Source organism: Desulfosporosinus nitroreducens, assembly GCF_023897015.1.
Lineage (GTDB): Bacteria > Bacillota > Desulfitobacteriia > Desulfitobacteriales > Desulfitobacteriaceae > Desulfosporosinus > Desulfosporosinus nitroreducens.
The window spans coordinates 227771-248468 of sequence record NZ_JAMHFY010000006.1; the positions used below are offsets into that span (position 1 = coordinate 227771).

The following is a 20698-nucleotide window of genomic DNA, read 5'->3' on the forward strand; positions in this document are numbered from 1 at the left end:
AAATGACATGGTTTATACAAATATCAAATAAATCCTGTCCCTTTACTTAAAGTCTGTCTGTCGAAAACCATTTTTAGCAGACCGAGTTTACGATACATAAACCATTCAGTAACATCAAAATGTTCCGCTAATTCGAAGCAGCTGCAGATGCCAGATTCTAATGCCTTTACAAGTTCGCAGTTGGGAATCAGGAAGTCTGTAGCCCATTGAGCAGCTTTCCTTTCATCTTGAGCCTCCATGGTCTGTAAATTGGCCGAAGTATGTACCGAGAGAAGGTTCGTGCGTGCTGCTGTGTAAAAGTGTCCTATCTCTTCTGCTAATACGCACTTGTGTAACCGGTGCGTATGAAGGAGCTGTTTATCCAGGACAATTATTGGGCCGAGCCTGTGATCGTAAAGGTAAAGACCATGAATATTCTCTGGTAACTGCGAAAAGTCCTTATACCTAATTTTGACATTTTCCTTATTTACAATATCCCAAAGTCTTTTCAAGATGTCACCCACAGTCGAAATGTAATAATTAATGTCGAATATAAAAACAAAAAACTACCTTGCCCATTTGGGTGGTAGTTTTATTTTTTTCTAACTTTATCTAATTCTTCTTTTAGGAACACCTCAGAATTACGAAGAAGCAGCGGATTGGTTTGAGATGGCCGTCGCTAAAAACCACAAATACGCTCAGTACTCTCTAGCTGGCCTTTACTACCAGTAAACATGGCGGATGGGCGTAAGATAACACTTGATGAACATTTCAATTCTCCCCAGCACGCGCTGGATGTTCCTAATTTTGTTGTCTCATTGACCTTCACATATTCTTCTGACCCCTGTTCTGGTTTCTTCTCTTTTATAGCTTTCATAGACTCAGTTTTGGACTTAGCCCGTTTCACTTTAGGCCTTGGCTATCAGCTCTTTCATAATGTTCATGCACTCTTCCCTGGTCTGGTTTGTCTTACCCGCATCCTCATTGATGTATCTTTCATATACATCCTCAAAATAATCCTCATCTTCGTGAATGTCGGCAATGTCTTCCAGTGTATAGTCATTGTTATAGAGGTAGTGAATAAAGTTGGTATAGTATTCACTCATACCAAAGGCTCTCTCATACCACTCACTGGCAAGGTCACTCTCATCAGATCCGTTAGTATGCCAATCAGTTAAGTCGCCAACGAAAGACGATAAAAGCTCTCCAGCACTCTTGAATCCCGCTTTGTAAGCCAGTAGTTTTAAACTGCTATACTCTTTATCAGTAAGACTGACCTTTAAATCATTTCTTATCCTATCTGTCTGCAAGTCCTCATTCTGTTCCTTTGCTCTATGTACAAGGTATTCGTTCATTGTTTTTTCTCCTTCCGAACTTATTCCCAGCAGAGCCAGCCGAGGACTTCTTTTGTACATTCTTGGAGCTACTCGGCATGAAGAGGAATACATTTTATAGAAGAGTAGCTGAATACGAAGCAAAAGAAAGGGATTTAAAATAATTCCTTTCTTTTCACTATACCTTTTTGGGTACTGCCAACCAAATGACGCGAAACACTCGCAAGACAATATTTAACAAAAAGAAGCCAGTTTTCCCCATTCTAAGGCAAACCATCTTTATTGTTAAAAAATAAATACAATACACCCCAACGTCGCTCAAGTCGTAACCTGGATAATAGTCCATAGCTCAAGGATAGAGAATGATCCGAACAAAAAAAACTGAAACGAACACCCTAGTAAATCAAAGCTAGTGAGAGGAAATGGACTTTGATCCTTAAAGTGAAAACACGCTTGTTAGGATATAAATTTGTAGAAAACGAAAATATGTAAATCGGCTGTCAAGGAGAAATTTGACTAAAAACGAGGAAATGGTATTGTCGCAAATGTACGTAATTCTCATTATAGGACACAAATTTTAAAAAGGTAAATTATTCATAGCTGTCGAATTGAGTTTGCTGAGACAATTCGTTGCTTAGAAATTCCAAATCGAGGACAGATAAAATAAAAAGAAGTGATGAAATTGATGGAATTACTTAGTGTATATAATTAACCACGCAGGGCATTCTGACAACAACATGGATATCGTCAAAAACGTGGCTTTGTTAGTAAAATCTGGTGAACTGGTTGGACTGATTGGTCCTACCGAAGCTGGGAAAAGCACTACGATTAAGGCGATCATGGGGTTGTTGCCAGTGATGGATGGTAAGGTCGAATTCACAGGAGAGAGTAAAAACTATGCCTATATACCAGAACAACCCGTACTCTATGAAGGGTTAGAAAAATCAGCTTATTGTTGTCTTAGTGTGGGGTTTTACGTCATTTCGTTGGCCCTACCCCTTTTTTGAAAATATTATTTATTAATTACAGCCATCTGAGGTAAGAACTTGCTTGAAATGCAAAATCCCCCTCGGGTGGCTGCTTCAGGTTATTTTTGAAACTAAGACAATTGCTAATTTATCATAATAAAATCATGCCAAACAAATGGTAACTATGGCATTTATCCTTGGCTAGTCTTGCCTGGTCTAACATATGTCCCTGTTACAATTCCTACTACTGAACCATCATAGTTAACATAAACATTACCACCAACACTTGTATCATGAACAACCATATAGGAACTGGTTCCACTGATATTATATCCGACACAAGCCATAGTATGATTTCCAAATCCATCAGGATAAGCTGGAGAAGTTGCAGTACAGTTTAAGACAGTAACTAAAAACGGAAATCTACCATTAATTTGGGTTTTTAGTTCTGCAAAAGTAGTTGAATAATCAGTCTCGCAATATAATCGACCATTAGCACCATCCTCATAGTTTGATATGGCTTCTATTATACCTAAATTTATATCATAAACCCTAGTTCCACCGGATGAATTCGTTTTCATAGCAGTCGCTAAGTCTTCAATTAAAGTTTTTGTAGTAATATCTTCAAGTAGATCTTCATAACTAAATCTCAATACCATTGCTGCGCTTGTTGGTGTACAACCTTTATACCACTTATAATCAGGTACTTTTAATATTCTTTTTGTTACAGCTAAAGGAGTAATCATAGAAGATATAGACGCTTTTTGGCTTAGATTTTCTCTATTTTTTTTAGCAATATCAGGTTTTGAAGAAATATATTTTCTGCTTTTACTTCAGCAAAAATTGCATTAGATGGGTGGAAACAATCAAATTATGCAATACTCGCTTATGGCGAAAATTTCCCAGATGCTTTAACTGCAGCCCCTTTAGCTAAGAAATATAATGCACCTATACTTTTGACTGAGACGAATTCTATACCAACAGATACTTTAAACGTAATACAACAATTGAAGGTTTCTGAAATTTTTATTATCGGTGGGACCGGAGTGATTTCATCGTCTGTAGAAAATCAATTGACTTCATTAGGGGTTAAAACTACTAGATTAAGTGGACAAGATAGATATGAAACTAGTATAAGCGTTGCTTACCAACTAGAAAATGTTAGTGAAATAACAATTGTAACAGGAGAAGATTTTGCTGATGCTTTGTCTATATCTCCTATAGCCGCCAAAAGAAAGATGCCTATTATATTAGTTCCTCACAATGTGATACCAGATATCGTAAAGGAATATATAAAACTTCATAAAATATCTAAAACCTATGTTATTGGTGTCGGTTCCTCATTAGACGAATCTTTGGTAAGTGAGCTGCCTAATGTTGAACAAATAAATGGACAAGATAAATATCAGAGAAACCTAGCTGTTATTGATAAATTTAAAAGTGAAATGGATCTAAATGCTATCTACTTAACTACAGGTGAAACTTTTGCTGATGGACTTTCAGGTTCTGCTTTAGCAAGTGTAAATTGTAATCCACTGCTTTTAGTTGGAGAAAATTCAATATCACAAAAATATTTTTTAAATAATAATTCAATTATTAATTATAATATTGTTGTACTTGGAGGTGTAACAGAAATGGCTATTATCGGTTCTACTAATGTTGATTACGAAGAAAAAAAGATAAGTGATGTTATTAATATAAAGTCTGATGATAATATAACGAAAATAGTATTTTATGACGGTAGGGGTGGAAGAAACGAACCATTAACAATTGAAGATAAACAAAAGATTAAGGAATTTATGGGTTATCTAGATGGTTATGTAATTAAAAAAGAAAAAAATCCGGTACCCTCAGCAGGGTGGATACATAAGGCTGTATTTTATATCAACGACAAAGAAGCAATGAGTATAACCTTTGTTGATCCAATGATTATAGATGGAAAATATTACTATAACATAATAAAAGGTAACTTAGATACTGATAAGATTGATAAGTTTCTAAAATCGATTGATCCAGAATATATCATAGGCATTTGAACTTCAAAAAATTATTAACAAATTACGATATAAAATATACCATTTACCTATAAAGACAATTCATGCTATTAGAAGCCCCATCGTTATAAACTAAGTGACGAGGGGGCTATTAGTTAACATAACTGTAAGCGGTGGAACAAATACCGTCATGTAAAACAGCCTTCCCTCTGATACATTAAGAGCAAGTGATCAGACGGGAGGTTTTTTTAAATGAAATCTACCGCTTACAAGTAGATGGATAAAATCGGTTAATTTTTAGGTCGAAATTCCTAAAAAAATATGTGGCAGATCTTTTCATAAGGTTAATTATAGGACGCAATGACTGTAAAAAAGGGTGGTTACTATATATTTCCTTAACGTGGGTTTTCCGTCATTAAGCTGGCCCTACCCCTAGTAGGATGACGCGAAGTAAAGATTATTATATTTCTTGAAAGAGGAAAGAATAATGTTAAAAATTGATTTGAAGGTTGAAGGCATTCCTGCAATCTTGTGGGGAGAACCATCTGATAAAATATTTATTGCTGTTCACGGAAACATGTCTAGCAAGGATGATGATTCAATTGTAATTTTTGCTGAAGAAGCAATTGACAAAGGGTATCAGGTACTTAGCTTTGATTTGCCTGATCATGGTGACCGTAAAGGTGAAGGCTATGCTTGCAAGGTTCAAAACTGTGTTAGTGACCTTACAGCCATTGTGGAGTATGTCAAAACTATTTCAAGTAATATAAGCGTATTTGCTTGCAGTATGGGTTCATATTTCAGTTTACTTGCATACAGAGATTTGCCACTCAAACAATGTCTATTTCTTTCTCCTGTGTTAGACATGGAGCGAATCATAAACAATATGATGACATGGTTCAACGTAAGCGAGGATAGATTAAAAGCCGAAAAAGAAATTGAAACACCAATCGGACAGACACTTTATTGGGATTATTACTACTATGTAAAATCTTATCCTATTGACACTTGGAACCAACCTACTGCGATTCTCTATGGTTCAAATGACAATCTTTCTGAGTTTAATGTGGTTTCTGAATTTGCAAAACGTTACCATTGCAGGTTACATGTGTTGGAAGATGGGGAGCACTATTTCCATACTGTCGAACAACTGCACTATTTTAGGCAGTGGTTGTGGGATAATATTTCCGTGTTTTGAGCATTATGGAAGATCGAGTTAGCTTATTTTCTTTTGATTATATTCAGTAAAAGACCTGTACTTGGTATACTTGGTATAAAAATCAAACAGGTCTTTTATTGCACAGTAGACGGATTATGTGACTTAATCTTTTCTTTACCATTTAAGCCGATTGATGGTAATATTAAGTTATGGAAGTAGGAAAATACGCTCTTGTCGCACTGTTTATATAAAGTGTAGAATATCCTCAATAAAGAGAACTCCATATTATCCCCTTTGCTTGGAGATGGGTCAAACAGGAATGAAAAGTGGGGAGGGAATTGAAATGCCTTTCTTTTTGAAAATTATTGCAAGTGCATTTCTACTTATTTATATTTTTAACCCGAAAATCGGTTGGATGATTTCTGAAGGATGGAAATACAAAAATGCTGAGCCGAGTGAAGTGTATTTAATAATTAACAGAATATTAGCTGTTGCCTTTTTAATTATTATTTGGTTCCTAGTTAGGTGAAGATACTAATGCAGACTAATGAACATCATTCTTATTATATTCAGTAAAAGACCTGTACTTGATATAAAGATCAAGCAGGTCTTTTATTGCACACCCATTATGCGCAGCAAGGAGATCATGAGAATAACGCCCCGAAAGGCGTTATTGGACTAAGTATTGCTTTCGTTTTTCGTTAGTCCTATTTGCATGTAAAACCTCTTTGATTCAGCAATTCCTGCATTTTTTGCTCGCCAAGTTCGTGCTCGATCAGAAACATGTCACGATCATTACAAATAATTGGGATATGACACATAGCATCGGTTATAATCGACTGAGCTTCCACGGCTTCCGTGTGAGTGTCACACGCAACATAATTACTATATACCTTAATCATCCAGTAAACTCCTTTGTGCTTCGATCTTCTTTGAGATCCGCAAGCAATTCCACAATCTAACGTAAGTTACCACGCACGCATATATCAATAGGTTGAATAAAATATTTCAAGTTTATTTTCACCGTCAATCGACGGTTATTTTTATGCCTTGGAATTCAAGAGAAAGGGGGGAGGCGAATGTCGGATAAAGATGCTAGCGAAATAATAGCCTCACTCGGGAAAATATGAGATGGAGTTAACGATCTGCTTGATTGCCGGAAGTTATATTCCGAGAGGATCTCATGAAGCACAAGGATGAAATAAGAGATAAGTACAAGAGATAATATACATTATCTCTTGGGTTCTTGTGCAATTGTGATAGACTTATTTTAGAAAAAACTTATGATTTGCGGGTTCTAGGCAAAATACTCGCTGCTGATTGAGTCGCTAAGGACCGAAAAACTCAGGAGATAAGATTTCACAACCGAAACATAGAGGAAATAATAAGGTTAACCAAAGGAAAAAGAGGGGATGTTTTTGTTACAGACTAACGTACCGGAAATTAACGCATGGATCGAACGCCTTCGAGAAGCTAATAAAAGCGAAAACACCCTCCGTGCCTATAGCCAGAGAGTGCTGCATTTTGCTGAATGGTTTGAATCAACTATTGGAGAATTGCTTACCCCTGAGCGTGTCACTCCAACAGACCTGCGTGAATATAAATCCTACCTAATAATAAACCTTAAGCGTACTCCATCGACAGTCAATCTTTCCTTTGTTGCGATTGCAAACTGACTGGACTTTAACGGTCAGAATGTACCAATGCCGTCATATGTGGAAGAGGTACGTTCTGAACCTCAAGGTCGGAGCGGTTGGACCAACGATCATTTACTCGTGCTGTGGAACGCGAAAGCATCCCACGGGATATTGCCCTAATTACGCTCATGCTAAACACTGGTCTTCGTATTAGCGAAGTGGCTGCATTGGATATAGACGATCTCATTATTGGGGAGCGCTCCGGCAGTCTCAAGGTACCGCTGGGGAAAGGGAGTAAATTCCGTACTGTCCCCCTTAATAGTGACAGACGGAAAGTCCTGCGCGACTATATAAACGGTAGAACAAAAGGAACATTGTTTTTAAGTCAGCGGGAGAAGGGAACAGTCGCTTATCTTCCAGCGGAATTCGGCAGGTAATTGATCAGTACGCTTACCTTGCGAAATTACCCGAACTTCATCCCCATGGTCTACGGCATACATTTGCTCGGAACATACTGAAAACTGGTGAAGGACTGGAAATGGTCGCTGAGATCCTGGGTCACAAGAGTCTCAATACGACACGAATTTACACTCAGCCGTTTGAACAGGATAAAGCGAAAGCTATGGAGAAGTTGTCGCAAAGACATTAATTAATTCGCAAGAGAGCATCCAGATAAAAGTATCGTACAAGCCCTTGGCTATCGCGTTTTAACGATAATGAACTTTGAAATTCCTATTTATATGCAATTGGAATGTAGAATCGGTATTGAAGAAGTAATCTGAGGGCTTGGGAAGTTCGGTTATCTGTGAAAGATGACTACGATTTTGGAATGTTCCAACAGTATTCTATGAATACTATGCTCGCTAGGTTACTTACTTTTTTTCTAATTCAGCTATTTTAGCTTTCAATGTATCGATCTCTGATTGTAAATTACTTGGTTGGGTTGACTCAAACATAAGGAGTTTACTCTTGCTAGCATTTTTATCTTTATTGATGTATATAAAAACAACAGTTCCTAATACAACTATAATAGTCCAAAGGCCGTATTTTTGATTTATGCCTGATCTTAGACTTGCGGCCATTTCCGGGCTATTTCCCATCCACCCTATGCTCTCGTATTCTTTTCCTATTCGTACTTCGCTAAGCTGTTTCGTCCATGAATTTATTATCAATAATAACAAAATAAATCCACCGACAATAACAATTTTAATACTTTTTTTCATAATAGAGTCTCTCCCTCTTAAAATTAATATTATCTCTCGTTATCGCACTTATTCAGTAGTATTTCACTATTTAGATTTATCGTCAATGATAATAATAAATCTTTAAGAGGCGAAGTATTATAATATTCTTCATGAAGATTTCAAAAATCAGTTACTAATTCCTTTTCGATTGATCAGCAATTAGATATATCTTGTTATATAACTTATGGAGACAATCCTTTATTTAAGCTGAAGAAGCCAAAAATGCTCGAGAAATTACTCAACTAAGAAGAACAACATCGCCATCCTGACATCTCGAACATTTTATCCCGCTTAAGGCCATTCCATCGTGAGTGTTTTGGTTTATCAGGTTAATAGACTGTATTAGCTATAACATGAAGCGGTTAATGAATCACAGGAGCTAAATTCTTAAGGATATTGTAGGGGATTTAAAAAATGCCTTGGGGTGGTCAAATTTTTAGCTGTCACGGTGATAAACTTTTCGCTTGACACTACTAATTGGTCGAAATTCAAGAGTATTATTAACTCAATACTATCTGAAAAGGTAAATGGGAAACTATTTTCATATGATAAATGGTTAAAATGGGAGTGGTGTTCGGTAGATTCCTTCGGAAAGCCTATAGTTATTCCTGAAGTTTATTGGATTTGATAAGAAAGATAACCTGAAGGAATATTCTATGTTTACAGAGCTAATAAAGTGTAAAGGAACAGGTCGTCTATCAGCTAGTGGTATTCGGCAGGAACTTCCCAACTTCACCCCCATGCACCGAGGCATACGTTTGCCCGGAATCTACTGAAAACTGGAGAAGGACTGGAAATAGTCACGGAAATTCTGGGGCAAAAGAGTTTGAATACTACACAACTTATACTCAGCCGTCTGAACAGGATAAGGCAAACGCCGTGGAGAAGTTGTCTAATCCAATTAAAGGGAAATAAGTAACAAGGTCAAAGGTGGCGTGTTTTATTCAGGGAAGATATCGCAGAGGGCTTCGGCTGAAAAAGGTTGTTACTTCGGGGCTCAAATGGGAAATATATTTCGTGAACGTAGCACGTTGTTTTTTTTGAGAAGCAAATATACGGTAATAACAAGGAAAAATAAGAGAAGACCAATAGGGAATTGCTTGACGGTTTGAAAGTGAAGAGTGCTACTCAATACCATAAGGTGGTTTCCAGGCCCAAAAAATAATATATACAAATCATTATTTGTGAAATTACTACGAGGATAAGTTAAAACTTATCCTCGGTTTTCGTCCAAATTCCCCTATGACTACCATGTCCCCTGAACAAAAAAATGTCTAGATGTAATGTTATGATGGACGTATCGCAGTATTTCTTAAATTTACTATTTACGGAGACATAGAAAAAGGCGAAATAGGTTGACAATAATATGAAAAAGTGATAATTTTATATTAATTAAACATTGGTAAATTTAACCATATGTGGAATGTAAATATGTTTAATTAATAGGTCTTTTTATTTAATTTAACCACCATGGAATTTAAGAAAATGAGTAAGGAGGCGAAACCATGCGAATTAAAATTGAGTTTGAAACCGAGTGCGAAGATCTGCCCATTGATTATCGAAGAAAATTCATATCATATTTAAAGGGTGCTTTGGCAGATTATAACCAGGATCTTTTTGCTGCTTTATACGGAGAAGGACCCTCTTCCAAGTCTTTTTGCTTCAGTATCTATTTTGCACCTGAAGTGACTATTGCAAAAGATGGGATCACTCTACACAGTAAACGATTTCATGTTTGGTTAACCACGCGGGATGTATTGATAGGGGTGCACCTGGCCAATGCTTTTATGGCCCGCCGCAACAAGTGGTTTCCTATGGCTGATAGTAATAATAAGTTGAAGGTGCTCTCTATAACTAAAGTACAGGAATATTCGATCACGTCCAATGCCGTTCATTTTAAAATTCTTTCACCCATTGTCATCCGAGATCACGATGAAGAAAAGGGGAGGGACTGGTATCTAACGTTTGAAGATGATGACTTTGAGGTGATTTGGAAACGAAACTTAAAGACGGAGTTTCAAAAGGCCTTTGGTAGAGATGTCTGCGATGATATTAATGCCTTACGCATCAAGCCCATTCGTCTAAAAAAGACGGTTGTAAAAAGTTACGGAATTTATATTCCTTGTACCATCGGTAGCCTCGTAGTGGAAGGGGAAAAATATTTACTGGAATACCTGTATAAGGCTGGAGCCGGAAGTAAAAGGGCGATGGGCTTTGGCTGCTTAGATATAGTGTAAGGAGGGGTGAAATGAGCAGTGATACTATTCGACTTACAATGGGCGATTGGCAGTGGAACGCAGCGTTAATTGGGTTTATTAATATTGTTGGAGAAGAAAATGTTCACATTATGGATGATACAGTGGAGTTTACATCAGACGTGCTAGATGGATTTGAAGACAAATACTTCGCATATCTTATACATGCTTATGAGAAAACGTTATCATGGAGCAAAATAGTTAGTTTTAAAAACAAACTGGATGGCTACAAAGAAAGCAATTTTGAAAATTTCAATTTGAAGGCACTTCAGAGCTTAAATACTTACATAAAAGATGTTAAACGTTATACCAAAAGCAATAGTTATAAGGCTGCTTACGAGCTGATTGATTCGAATGTGGACATGCTGTCTCTAGAAAAACACTTAACGACAATTAAAGAGCCTAAAGGTCAGCAACAGTTCGATGTCGATAGAAACAGACTGATCGCAGAGGTGAAACAGGTTGTAGCTATTTTGCGTCAAATAATTGACTACTGCGACAGTGTGGAAAGCAAACGGTATATTGGTGCCAAAAATGTCATTTACACGGTGATTAAAAATGCTTGGAGTGGGGTGAGTTTCCTCAACGCCCAGACGAAGGAAAAAGATGTCTATATTGATTACAAAACATATTTTGTAGATACGGGGACTGATTATCTAAAAAGTAATAAGAGTAAATACAAATTCAATTGTTTCGTGTGTGATGCGCCCATTAAGGATATGAGTAATGATTTGAGCTTTTTAAACGCAACCGGCTTTGATGTTGCGAGGAAATCCTCTCATGTTTGGGATTTTCAAAATGACATAGCCATTTGCCCAATATGTAAGTTGATATATTCTTGTTTGCCGGCAGGTATGACCTACATTTATGACCGGGGTATTTATGTTAATGCGAATATCCGCCTGCAAGATGCACTGAATATTAATTTAAAAATCAAAAAGGATATTTTGAGCTCGCAAGAGGGCGGAATGCGATCAGTGTACCATGCATTGGTGGGCGCGTTGCATGAAAAAGAAAATAATTCGGCCAAATACGAGCTTGCCGATGTACAGGTGGTCCGTTATGAAAATGAGAGCTATCGATTCAATATCTTGTCCCAAAAAATGCTGGAAATTATCGTAGCGTTCGAGCAGGAATTGAACAGTCTCATTAAGACGGCTTTCAGCGAAAATGGTGTAAGCGTCCAAATCCATGATGAGGTCGTTACTCGTATCTTTAACAGTCAAAATTTATTCACCTTGATTCACAGGATGTTGCATTATAAACTTTCCGATTCGTCAAAATGCTATTTTAATGGAGCGCATGTGACTCATCTATTAAAGATCAACCAAAGAATTTATATAAGTTTAGGAGGGATCAAGATGGATAAAGCTGGGGAACAAGTGCAGGAAAACATTGATCTAGTCAAGAACGCCAAAGCGGCTGGCTATTATCTTCGCGGGGAGTACACCAACAAGGGTTCAGGCAATAAACTTCCAGGAATTTGTTATCGCTTGCTCAATGCTCTCAAAACATCCAACACCGATATGTTTATGGATGTAACACTTAATTGCTATCTGTATGTAAGGAGTCAAGTCCCAAAAGTCATTACGGATGTATTGGGCAAAGATAAGAGTTTTAGTACCATGGGTTATGCCTTTGTCGCTGGAATGATAGACGCCCAGGATAGTCAAGAGAGTTCAACGAAAAAAGTGAAGGGGGAAGGGAAATGAAAAGCAAAGGGATGACATTAACCTTAATAGTTCAGGCTGAAAGTGCCAATTATGGAGAAAGCGTTGGTAATGTGGCTTCACTGAAGAAAATGTCTAGGGGGCAAGGTGATCAATACACCTACATTTCGAGACAGGCGATTCGTTATAATATTGTCGAACAACTAGGTGAGGATTTGGCTCCGGTTAAAGCAGAAGGCAGCGGGGATAAGAAAGTTGTGCAATTTAGTGATGAGGCGACGATTGACAAATACCCAGAAATTGATTTTTTTGGCTATTTGAAAACAGAAAAAGGCTCAGGTGGGAAAAAACGCAGTGCTAAAGTCCGGCTTTCCAATGCAATCTCTTTAGAAAGTTACAAAGGGGATCTGGACTTTCTGACCAATAAGGGACAGGCGGATAAGATCGGCGAAAATATGAATATTGCGCAAGCAGAAATTCACCATTCCTATTATCGTTATACCATCACGGCCGATTTAGACCAGATCGGAGAAGATGTCGTATACGGTATCAGCTTGGATAATCAGGAACGGGCGCGTAGAGTGAAACGCTTGTTGGATACGATATCTTTCTTGTACCGAGATATTCGCGGCCGTAGAGAGGACTTAAAGCCCCTGTTTGCCATTGGAGGAGTCTATAATATCAAAAATCCTGTGTTCCAAAATGTTGTTAGTATCAAGCACAACTGTATTGATGTTTCTGAGATCCAAGGGGTACTATACGAAAGCATTAAGGAAGATACGTATTGTGGCGTCGTGAATAAGAGTTTCGCCAATACTATTGAGTTGAAGGAGCAACTGAACGCTCTGTCTATGCCTGAATTTTTTGCAGTCTTGAAGCAAAAGGTGGATCTGTATTATGAAGGCAATTAGGGTGCGCTTGCGCCAGGATATGGTGAATTACAAAAAGCCTACGAGTTTTCAGCTTAAGGAAACCTATCCTTTGCCGCCGTTTTCGACCGTTATCGGTATGGTACACAGCCTGTGTGGCTATACTGCATATCATCCAATGCAGGTTAGCGTACAGGGGAAATATTTTTCTAAGGTCAATGACTTGTATACACGTTATGAATTCAAAAATGCCATGAAATACGAGTCGGCCAGACACCAATTGCAAGTAGGGGATTATGGTGTTGGCCAAGGTGTGGCTACGGCGGAGTTGCTGGTTGATGTGGAGTTAATGCTCCACATCGCACCTGAAGATCAAAGTCTTGTTGAGGAGATTTATGTTGCCTTTGTCCAACCAAAGGAATATCCGTCATTGGGACGAAGGGAGGATTTGGCAACCATTGATGAGGTAAAAATTGTGAATCTTTCTCAAAAGGAATTGGAACGCCAGATTCCTGCTTACAGAGATTATTATGCCTATATTCCGTATGGAATGGTCCAGAAACAGAGTGTGAATTTGACTCATAAGATTCAGGGTTTAGCTCACTCAGGAACAAGATACAAGTTGACTAAGAACTACGAACTGGTAAACCACGGGAGTGAGAAGACTCCTAAAACTTTCAGACGTTGGAATAAGGTCGACGTAATCTATGGAAGTGCAACTGCCTTGGCTGATGAAAAGTTTATGGTAGATGAAGACAATATGGTTGCTTTCATGGTTTAGGAGGATTGTTGTGGACGAACGTGCGTTGGCAAAGTCTAATCCCAAAGAGGATATCCAGACACATACCGATAAATTACTGAAAAACTTCGATTTATTACGAAATCTATATCCCGATCGGCTTTCAGATCGAGATTGGGAGTTGCTACGTTGGGCTTGTGTTTATCACGATTTAGGGAAATTAAATTCTAAGTTTCAAGAACGAATTAAAACTGGAAAGCGTTTTCCAAATGAAGTCCCTCATGGCCTTTTGAGTCTAGCCTTTATTGACTACAATTCGCTAAAAAAAGTGTATGACAGAAATGACCTTAAGCTTTTGTTTCAGGCTGTGGCTTATCACCATGATCGGAAAATGCCGTTCCAGAATTCTGATATTGAAGAGGAATTCCCAGGACTACGTGCTCCTTCTGAACTGTTTGAATACGATAAGTTGCCAAAAAAAATATTTATAGCCGAGTACATCGATCAGCGTTATTTCAGTATAAACGAACGATTTTATGAGGAGCAGGGGGACTTGTTTTTTCGCTTTATCATGCTTGAGGGATTGCTGAACCGTCTGGATTATGCTGCGAGTGCACATATTCCGATTGAGAATCGCAATGATTTCCTCAAGGCAGCTATGGATGGGTTGATGGGACGGTGGATAAAGAGCGATAAAAAAGCACGTTGGAATGAGTTGCAGGATTATATGCAAAATAGTGCGGACAAGAATGTCATTGTGATTGCTCAAACTGGAATGGGTAAGACGGAGGCAGGCCTTTTATGGCTCGGGAATGACAAAGGATTCTTTACTCTACCACTTAAAAGTGCCATCAATGCGATTTATAATCGTATAACAACAGATATTGTGTTGGAGGATAAGGAAGAACGGGTTGGAATGCTTCATTCAGACACGTTTATTCGCTATCTTGAGCAAAGTGAGCTTGGAGATAAAGAAGAACAGAATGATAAAAAAGAGGACCTATCGCTAGATATCTATTACACGAAAACAAGACAACTTTCGTTGCCACTGACCATTTGTACTCTAGATCAACTATTTAGCTTTGTTTTTCGTTATAGGGGATTTGAACAGAAATTGGCGACATTATCTTATGCAAAAGTAATTATCGATGAGGTACAGATGTACTCTCCCGAATTAATGGCTTATCTAGCTCTTGGGTTGAATTATATTACAAGCATGGGCGGCAAGTTTGCCATCTTAACGGCTACATTGCCAACCTTTTTTATTGATTTGCTACGAGGGCAAAAAATTCAATTTGAAACTCCTCGGGTTTTTACAGACCATCGTCTTCGTCATAGCTTAAAAGTGTTGAATAAGGATATCAATACTGAAGATATTGTCAGTTTTAGCCGTCAATACGGTGGTAAGAAACTATTAGTGATTTGTAATACTGTAAAAAGTGCGGTTAATTTGTATCACCAGCTTAAAGAGGAAATAGGTGATGAGAAACAGTCAGTGCATCTTCTCCATAGCTGTTTTACTCAAGCGGATAGAGCACACAAAGAAAAGCATATTTTGAAAATGGGGCAAAGAGAGAGTACAGAAAGTGGTATATGGATTTCAACCCAAATCGTGGAGGCTTCTCTGGATATCGATTTTGACCTTTTATTTACAGAGTTATCCGACTTAAATGGCTTGTTCCAACGGATGGGAAGATGTTATAGGAAACGGAAGTTGGACCTCCCCTACAACTGTTTTGTATTTACTGGCGGCGACAAACGTTGTAGCGGGGTAGGTGTGTTTATTGATAAGGAAATTCACAGACTTTCCAAGGAGGCGCTGTCTTGTGTTGACGGTGTAATTGGAGAAGAACGGAAAGTGGCTATGGTGGAAGAACTTTACACTAAGAAAAACTTGCCAGAGTACTATGTCGCTATGACGGATCTTATTCGTTATGTGCAAAGCTATCAAGCTTATGAACTTAATAAAAAAGAGGCGAGTGAGAGATTCCGCTACATCGACACAGTCAGCGTGATTCCACGCGAGGTTTTTGAAGAACATAAAGAGGACATCAACGCTGCCATTAATGAATTGAAAAAAGTCTACAGCGGAGTAGATAAAAGCCAAGTTAAAACACTTAAAGCAAAAGCACGGAGTAGGATTTCTGCCCAAACTGTGACTATTTCCTCATACTTAGCAAGGAATATCGAAATAATGCCACAAATAATTAATGATTATGAAAAAATCCTCATTGCTGAATGTGGATACAACAGCGAAGAGGGGATTATCAGACCTGTGTTAAAGCCGAAGGCAGAACTTGAGGATTTTTCAGCCCATTCTTTCTAATTTGAAGGATTCTTCAGAGGATAAGGAGGCTGGTGTTATGCGTATTACGGGAACGATGTTTTATTATTATTTTGTCTGTGCGCGGAAACTATGGTGCTTTTACAATAACATCAGGTTGGAGAATGAAAGTGATAGAGTACTGCTGGGCAAGTTGATTGATGAGACTGCTTATGGGCGAGAGCACAAACATATAATGATCGACGAAACGGTCAATCTGGATTTCATCAAGGATTGGAAGGTCTTGCATGAAGTAAAAAAGAGCAAAAGTATAGAAGAGGCATCTATTTGGCAGGTAAAGTATTATTTGTATTTCCTGAATCAAAGGGGAATTCAAATTGAAAAAGGCATTTTGGACTATCCAAAACTCAAAAAACGTGAGGAGATCTTCTTCCAGGAAGGTGATTCGGAAAAAATCGAAGAGATTATATCAGGTATAGAAAGAATCGTTTCTCAGGAAAAGATGCCGCCACTTATAGACTCCAAAATCTGTAAAAACTGCGCTTATTACGAATATTGTTACGTTTAAGGAGGTACAGTATGGCGGAGAGTTTCTATTTGTTTGCAAATGGAGAATTGCATAGGAAAGACAATGTTTTGCGGGTTACCACGCCCGATGGTCGATTTAAAGATATTAAGGTAGAAATGACACGTGACATTTATGTATTTGGAGAGCTTAGCTTAAATACAAAATGTCTGAACTATGCTGGTCAGTTATCTATGCCTATTCATTTTTTCAATTACTACGGCTCATATACTGGAAGTTTTTATCCGAAGGAAGAAAACGTATCCGGCAAATTGCTGATTGAGCAAGTAAATCATTATACTGACAAAGATAAGCGGTTGGAAATTGCAAAGGAATTCATTGAGGCGGCAAGTTATAACATTTTACGAAATCTGCGTTATTATAATGGAAGAAACAAAGACTTAAAAACTTGTATCGATGATATCAAAGCTTTAAGAAGAGGCATTGCTCGAACGCAGGATGTTAATGAATTGATGGGAGTAGAAGGGAGTATTCGGCGAACTTACTATAGTGGATGGAAGGAGATTATCAATCAAGAAATCGATTTTGAAAAAAGGGTTAAACGTCCACCGGATAATATGATCAATGCTCTGATCTCTTTTGTAAATTCTCTAGTATATGTGACATGTTTAACTGAAATCTATAAAACTCAGTTGCACCCGGCTGTGAGCTACTTGCATAGTGCAGGAGAGAGACGTTTTTCCCTGTGTTTAGATATTTCGGAAGTGTTTAAACCCCTAATTGCAGATCGTCTGATATTTTCTATGTTAAATAAGAACATGCTGACGGAAAAGGATTTTGAACGGGGGTCAAACTTCTGTTACCTTAAGGATGCTTCACGTAAGAGGTTGTTGCAGGAATATGACGAAGCTCTGGAGAGGACGATCCAACACAAAGGGCTGAATAAAAATGTCTCATACCGGCATTTAATTCGTCTGGAATGCTATAAACTAATTAAGCATTTGATGGGAGATAAAAAATATGAAGGCTTTAGTATTTGGTGGTGACGATGTACATTATATTGGTTTATGATATTGAGATGGATGATGGTGGAGCGAAGGCGTCAAGGAGGATTTTCAAAACTAGTAAGAAATATCTAACCCATATTCAGAAATCTGTTTTTGAAGGTGAGATTACACCAGCCTTATTAAAAAAGTTGCAAATGGAGTTGTCAAAGTATATTCGTGTGGATAGAGATTCAGTATTAATATTCAAAAGTAGAGAAGAGCGTTGGCTACAAAAAGAGTTTTGGGGGAAAGAAGATGATAAAACCTCCAATTTCTTTTGAGATAGTATTTCTCTGTCGATTCCCAATGATGCAAATTGACCAGTAGGGCGACAAACGCCCAATTTGCAGTAATCGCTGATATAATCAATTGTTTCTTATCAATAGAATTGAATATAATGAGATATGAAAACTTATGGTCGACAGAAATAGATGTAAAATCCTTAGAACTATGCGCTTTCAAGGCCGAAGCGTAGTAATCTAACCATGATGGAATGTAAATTCAAAGGAAGATATTGAAGTAACTAAGAGGTTGATAGGTAGTAATCTAACCATGATGGAATGTAAATTCGTTAAACTAGCTAAATGATAACTAGTCGTTGAAGTAGTAATCTAACCATGATGGAATGTAAATAGTAATATTCAGTTTTAATTCTAGAATTCAATCCAGTAGTAATCTAACCATGATGGAATGTAAATAATTGAGCATTTAAACAAGCTTACAGAGACACGAATAGTAGTAATCTAACCATGATGGAATGTAAATAATGTTGACAATTTTTTTGTTCATCTCTTGTGCAGTAGTAATCTAACCATGATGGAATGTAAATATGGTTACAGTTCTTGATGCCCCATCAAGTATGGCCGTAGTAATCTAACCATGATGGAATGTAAATAGTAAAGCAATAGTCAATATAGTTTCAGAAATTGAGTAGTAATCTAACCATGATGGAATGTAAATCTTTTGAAGCTGTATACAATCTAGGAAAAGGGAAAAGTAGTAATCTAACCATGATGGAATGTAAATATACCCCCTTAAAAACACCAACAACTAAAACCCTGTAGTAATCTAACCATGATGGAATGTAAATATTTTATTTTTAGTTGACGCGATTATATTTCTTCACCGTAGTAATCTAACCATGATGGAATGTAAATTCTTATATGCTTAATGATAAGCGTTCTCCAGGACTGTAGTAATCTAACCATGATGGAATGTAAATTCACATCACCCGGAGCATAAGATCCGTTTTTAGGACGTAGTAATCTAACCATGATGGAATGTAAATATAAATAGCGTCAGCAGTAAAAAACATATTTGTTGGTAGTAATCTAACCATGATGGAATGTAAATTCCGTTACCTCGCCCCACTCTGTACCATCTGCTGTCGTAGTAATCTAACCATGATGGAATGTAAATTGATAGTCCGCCTTTTTCGCCGTTCATTCCATCATTGTAGTAATCTAACCATGATGGAATGTAAATCTACCCATATAGATCTCTTCGTAGTATTCAAGTACCAACTCAGTAGTAATCTAACCATGATGGAATGTAAATATAGTTAGACGGTCCAACATCGACTTTGCATTGAGTAGTAATCTAACCATGATGGAATGTAAATCCATTTGAACTATAATATAAAGCAGAGCCTTGCCATGTAGTAATCTAACCATGATGGAATGTAAATAACATGACGTTACCGCCATCCACTAACTCTGTTTTGGTAGTAATCTAACCATGATGGAATGTAAATCTCATCCATAATGCTACTGGTCTGTTGCTGTGCTGTGTAGTAATCTAACCATGATGGAATGTAAATCCATCCAAACGCACCTACATCTACAGGTGTAGAATGTAGTAATCTAACCATGATGGAATGTAAATTTGTTATTACCTCTTTCTATGGTATTCTAAAGGCAGTAGTAATCTAACCATGATGGAATGTAAATTACATGCGGCACAGTCTGTCCATCCGTTAGGGCATTGTAGTAATCTAACCATGATGGAATGTAAATTACCTCTTTAGGCTTGCGATTCTTTAGCCAAAAGATTTGTAGTAATCTAACCATGATGGAATGTAAATCTGTCTAAAGCTGTTGCTGTTATGATTAATGGATCGTAGTAATCTAACCATGATGGAATGTAAATTAGTAAAGCGGTATGACCTCCAATTGTAGCAATACGTAGTAATCTAACCATGATGGAATGTAAATATATATCCGTCCCGTGACTTCATGGCCGGAATATCCGTAGTAATCTAACCATGATGGAATGTAAATCCAACCACTGTAATAATTCTGAAGCACTCCATAGGGTAGTAATCTAACCATGATGGAATGTAAATAAATCTAAGTTAAAGCATAGATAACGATCACCAGAGTAGTAATCTAACCATGATGGAATGTAAATCGCTCTACAAGGGCCATCCTAAATCCTCTACGCACGTAGTAATCTAACCATGATGGAATGTAAATACAGTAGAATCGTGCACCATGAAAGTCCTAGAAGAGTAGTAATCTAACCATGATGGAATGTAAAGACTATCGCTCCAAACGCTCCGCACATAATGCCAACTAGTAGTAATCTAACCATGATGGAATGTAAAGTACATAGATAACATAGCAATAAATGATATTGGCTTCGTAGTAATTTAACCATAGTGGAATATAAAGTTATTAGGTTTCCTGTTGTATCACGAATTAAAGAAACAAGGGTATGTAGAAATACGCGAGCAAGGAAAGAAGTGATCTGGAAAGTAGCTTGCATATTAATGTTATGGATAATTTTTCAACCATGCAAAAAGCAATGAGGTAGTAGAAGGAAGTTCAGATGATTATTTTGTCAGTGTTAAGATCTAATTCTCAAGGTTGTCGAAGTCAGTTCAGTTTTTATCTATTGACCAAGATATTCATAAGATTATAATGGTCTAGGAAAACTCGACAAGATTTCTTGAAAAGATAATGAACCTGATATAATAAAACCACTAAAGAAAGC

20 protein-coding genes, 1 pseudogene and 1 CRISPR repeat array are annotated in these 20698 nt (G+C 37.5%); of the genes and pseudogenes, 16 read left to right on the plus strand and 5 right to left on the minus strand.

All coding sequences use genetic code 11. From position 1 onward, the window contains the following. Positions 1–23 precede the first annotated feature (23 nt). Together M8E35_RS09570 and M8E35_RS09575 are read right to left on the minus strand one after the other, a co-directional pair. Positions 24–491, minus strand: coding sequence for an ImmA/IrrE family metallo-endopeptidase (locus M8E35_RS09570; protein ID WP_252468615.1), 468 nt, complete (start codon positions 489–491; stop codon positions 24–26). Between the two features lie 396 nt (positions 492–887). After that, a complete protein-coding gene (locus tag M8E35_RS09575; RefSeq protein WP_252468617.1) occupies positions 888–1334 on the minus strand; it encodes a hypothetical protein in 447 nt (148 codons plus the stop codon). A gap of 677 nt (positions 1335–2011) precedes the next feature. On the opposite strand from M8E35_RS09575, the gene M8E35_RS09580 reads away from it, so the two are divergent. Beyond that, on the plus strand, positions 2012–2320 hold the full coding sequence (locus M8E35_RS09580) for an ATP-binding cassette domain-containing protein (RefSeq protein WP_252468618.1): 309 nt from the start codon (positions 2012–2014) through the stop codon (positions 2318–2320). Between the two features lie 152 nt (positions 2321–2472). On the opposite strand, the gene M8E35_RS09585 is transcribed toward M8E35_RS09580, so the two are convergent. Next, a complete protein-coding gene (locus M8E35_RS09585) occupies positions 2473–3027 on the minus strand; it encodes a C39 family peptidase (protein WP_252468619.1) in 555 nt (184 codons plus the stop codon). Between the two features lie 96 nt (positions 3028–3123). Between M8E35_RS09585 and M8E35_RS26700 the strand changes: the two genes are divergently transcribed. From M8E35_RS26700 to M8E35_RS09605, 3 genes are all read left to right on the plus strand, one after another. Then, the gene (locus M8E35_RS26700) at positions 3124–4317 is read left to right on the plus strand and encodes a cell wall-binding repeat-containing protein (RefSeq protein ID WP_309446453.1); all 1194 of its coding nucleotides are present in this window, start codon (positions 3124–3126) and stop codon (positions 4315–4317) included. A gap of 445 nt (positions 4318–4762) precedes the next feature. Beyond that, the gene (locus tag M8E35_RS09600) at positions 4763–5473 is read left to right on the plus strand and encodes an alpha/beta hydrolase (protein ID WP_252468621.1); all 711 of its coding nucleotides are present in this window, start codon (positions 4763–4765) and stop codon (positions 5471–5473) included. Positions 5474–5753: 280 nt separating this feature from the next. Then, a complete protein-coding gene (locus M8E35_RS09605; RefSeq protein ID WP_252468622.1) occupies positions 5754–5963 on the plus strand; it encodes a DUF6199 family natural product biosynthesis protein in 210 nt (69 codons plus the stop codon). A gap of 178 nt (positions 5964–6141) precedes the next feature. Here the strand turns inward: M8E35_RS09605 and M8E35_RS09610 are convergent, their stop codons facing one another. After that, positions 6142–6336: a hypothetical protein gene (locus M8E35_RS09610; protein WP_252468623.1), complete on the minus strand. Its 195-nt coding sequence runs from the start codon at positions 6334–6336 to the stop codon at positions 6142–6144. A 516-nt stretch (positions 6337–6852) separates the two neighbouring features. Between M8E35_RS09610 and M8E35_RS09615 the strand changes: the two genes are divergently transcribed. The 3 genes from M8E35_RS09615 (at position 6853) to M8E35_RS26860 (ending at position 7720) form a co-directional block, all read left to right on the plus strand. Further along, positions 6853–7110: a phage integrase N-terminal SAM-like domain-containing protein gene (locus tag M8E35_RS09615; RefSeq protein WP_252468624.1), complete on the plus strand. Its 258-nt coding sequence runs from the start codon at positions 6853–6855 to the stop codon at positions 7108–7110. 77 nt (positions 7111–7187) lie between these two features. Next, complete coding sequence (locus M8E35_RS09620; protein ID WP_252468625.1) at positions 7188–7508, plus strand: tyrosine-type recombinase/integrase; 321 nt, start codon at positions 7188–7190, stop codon at positions 7506–7508. Next, positions 7496–7720, plus strand: coding sequence for a tyrosine-type recombinase/integrase (locus M8E35_RS26860; protein WP_373887433.1), 225 nt, complete (start codon positions 7496–7498; stop codon positions 7718–7720). Before M8E35_RS09620 ends, M8E35_RS26860 begins: the two co-directional genes overlap by 13 nt. Positions 7721–7943: 223 nt before the next feature. Here M8E35_RS26860 and M8E35_RS09625 read toward each other — a convergent pair whose 3' ends face one another. Further along, entirely contained in the window at positions 7944–8294 is a 351-nt protein-coding gene (locus M8E35_RS09625) for a hypothetical protein (protein ID WP_252468626.1), read from the minus strand. A 745-nt stretch (positions 8295–9039) separates the two neighbouring features. Here M8E35_RS09625 and M8E35_RS26865 point away from each other — a divergent pair. The 9 genes and pseudogenes from M8E35_RS26865 to cas2 form a co-directional block, all read left to right on the plus strand. Further along, a pseudogene (locus M8E35_RS26865) lies at positions 9040–9234 on the plus strand (tyrosine-type recombinase/integrase); the annotation flags it as partial. Between the two features lie 586 nt (positions 9235–9820). Next, positions 9821–10552, plus strand: coding sequence for a CRISPR-associated endoribonuclease Cas6 (gene cas6 / locus M8E35_RS09630; protein ID WP_252468628.1), 732 nt, complete (start codon positions 9821–9823; stop codon positions 10550–10552). An 11-nt stretch (positions 10553–10563) separates the two neighbouring features. Next, on the plus strand, positions 10564–12282 hold the full coding sequence (cas8a1, locus tag M8E35_RS09635) for a type I-B CRISPR-associated protein Cas8b1/Cst1 (RefSeq protein WP_252468630.1): 1719 nt from the start codon (positions 10564–10566) through the stop codon (positions 12280–12282). Further along, positions 12279–13151: a type I-B CRISPR-associated protein Cas7/Cst2/DevR gene (gene cas7i, locus M8E35_RS09640; RefSeq protein WP_252468632.1), complete on the plus strand. Its 873-nt coding sequence runs from the start codon at positions 12279–12281 to the stop codon at positions 13149–13151. Before cas8a1 ends, cas7i begins: the two co-directional genes overlap by 4 nt. Then, positions 13138–13890: a type I-B CRISPR-associated protein Cas5b gene (gene cas5b, locus M8E35_RS09645; RefSeq protein WP_252468634.1), complete on the plus strand. Its 753-nt coding sequence runs from the start codon at positions 13138–13140 to the stop codon at positions 13888–13890. The genes cas7i and cas5b overlap by 14 nt, the downstream gene beginning before the upstream one ends. A gap of 10 nt (positions 13891–13900) precedes the next feature. Next, positions 13901–16174: a CRISPR-associated helicase Cas3' gene (gene cas3 / locus M8E35_RS09650; RefSeq protein ID WP_252468635.1), complete on the plus strand. Its 2274-nt coding sequence runs from the start codon at positions 13901–13903 to the stop codon at positions 16172–16174. Positions 16175–16211: 37 nt separating this feature from the next. Then, entirely contained in the window at positions 16212–16700 is a 489-nt protein-coding gene (cas4, locus tag M8E35_RS09655; protein WP_252468636.1) for a CRISPR-associated protein Cas4, read from the plus strand. A gap of 11 nt (positions 16701–16711) precedes the next feature. Beyond that, positions 16712–17704 (plus strand): type I-B CRISPR-associated endonuclease Cas1b, encoded by a 993-nt coding sequence (gene cas1b / locus M8E35_RS09660; protein WP_252468637.1) that lies wholly within the window; start codon positions 16712–16714, stop codon positions 17702–17704. A 2-nt stretch (positions 17705–17706) separates the two neighbouring features. After that, a complete protein-coding gene (gene cas2 / locus M8E35_RS09665; protein ID WP_252468638.1) occupies positions 17707–17985 on the plus strand; it encodes a CRISPR-associated endonuclease Cas2 in 279 nt (92 codons plus the stop codon). 190 nt (positions 17986–18175) lie between these two features. Then, a CRISPR array of direct repeats spans positions 18176–20376; the repeat unit is 30 nt; unit sequence GTAGTAATCTAACCATGATGGAATGTAAAT. Positions 20377–20698: the final 322 nt, after the last annotated feature.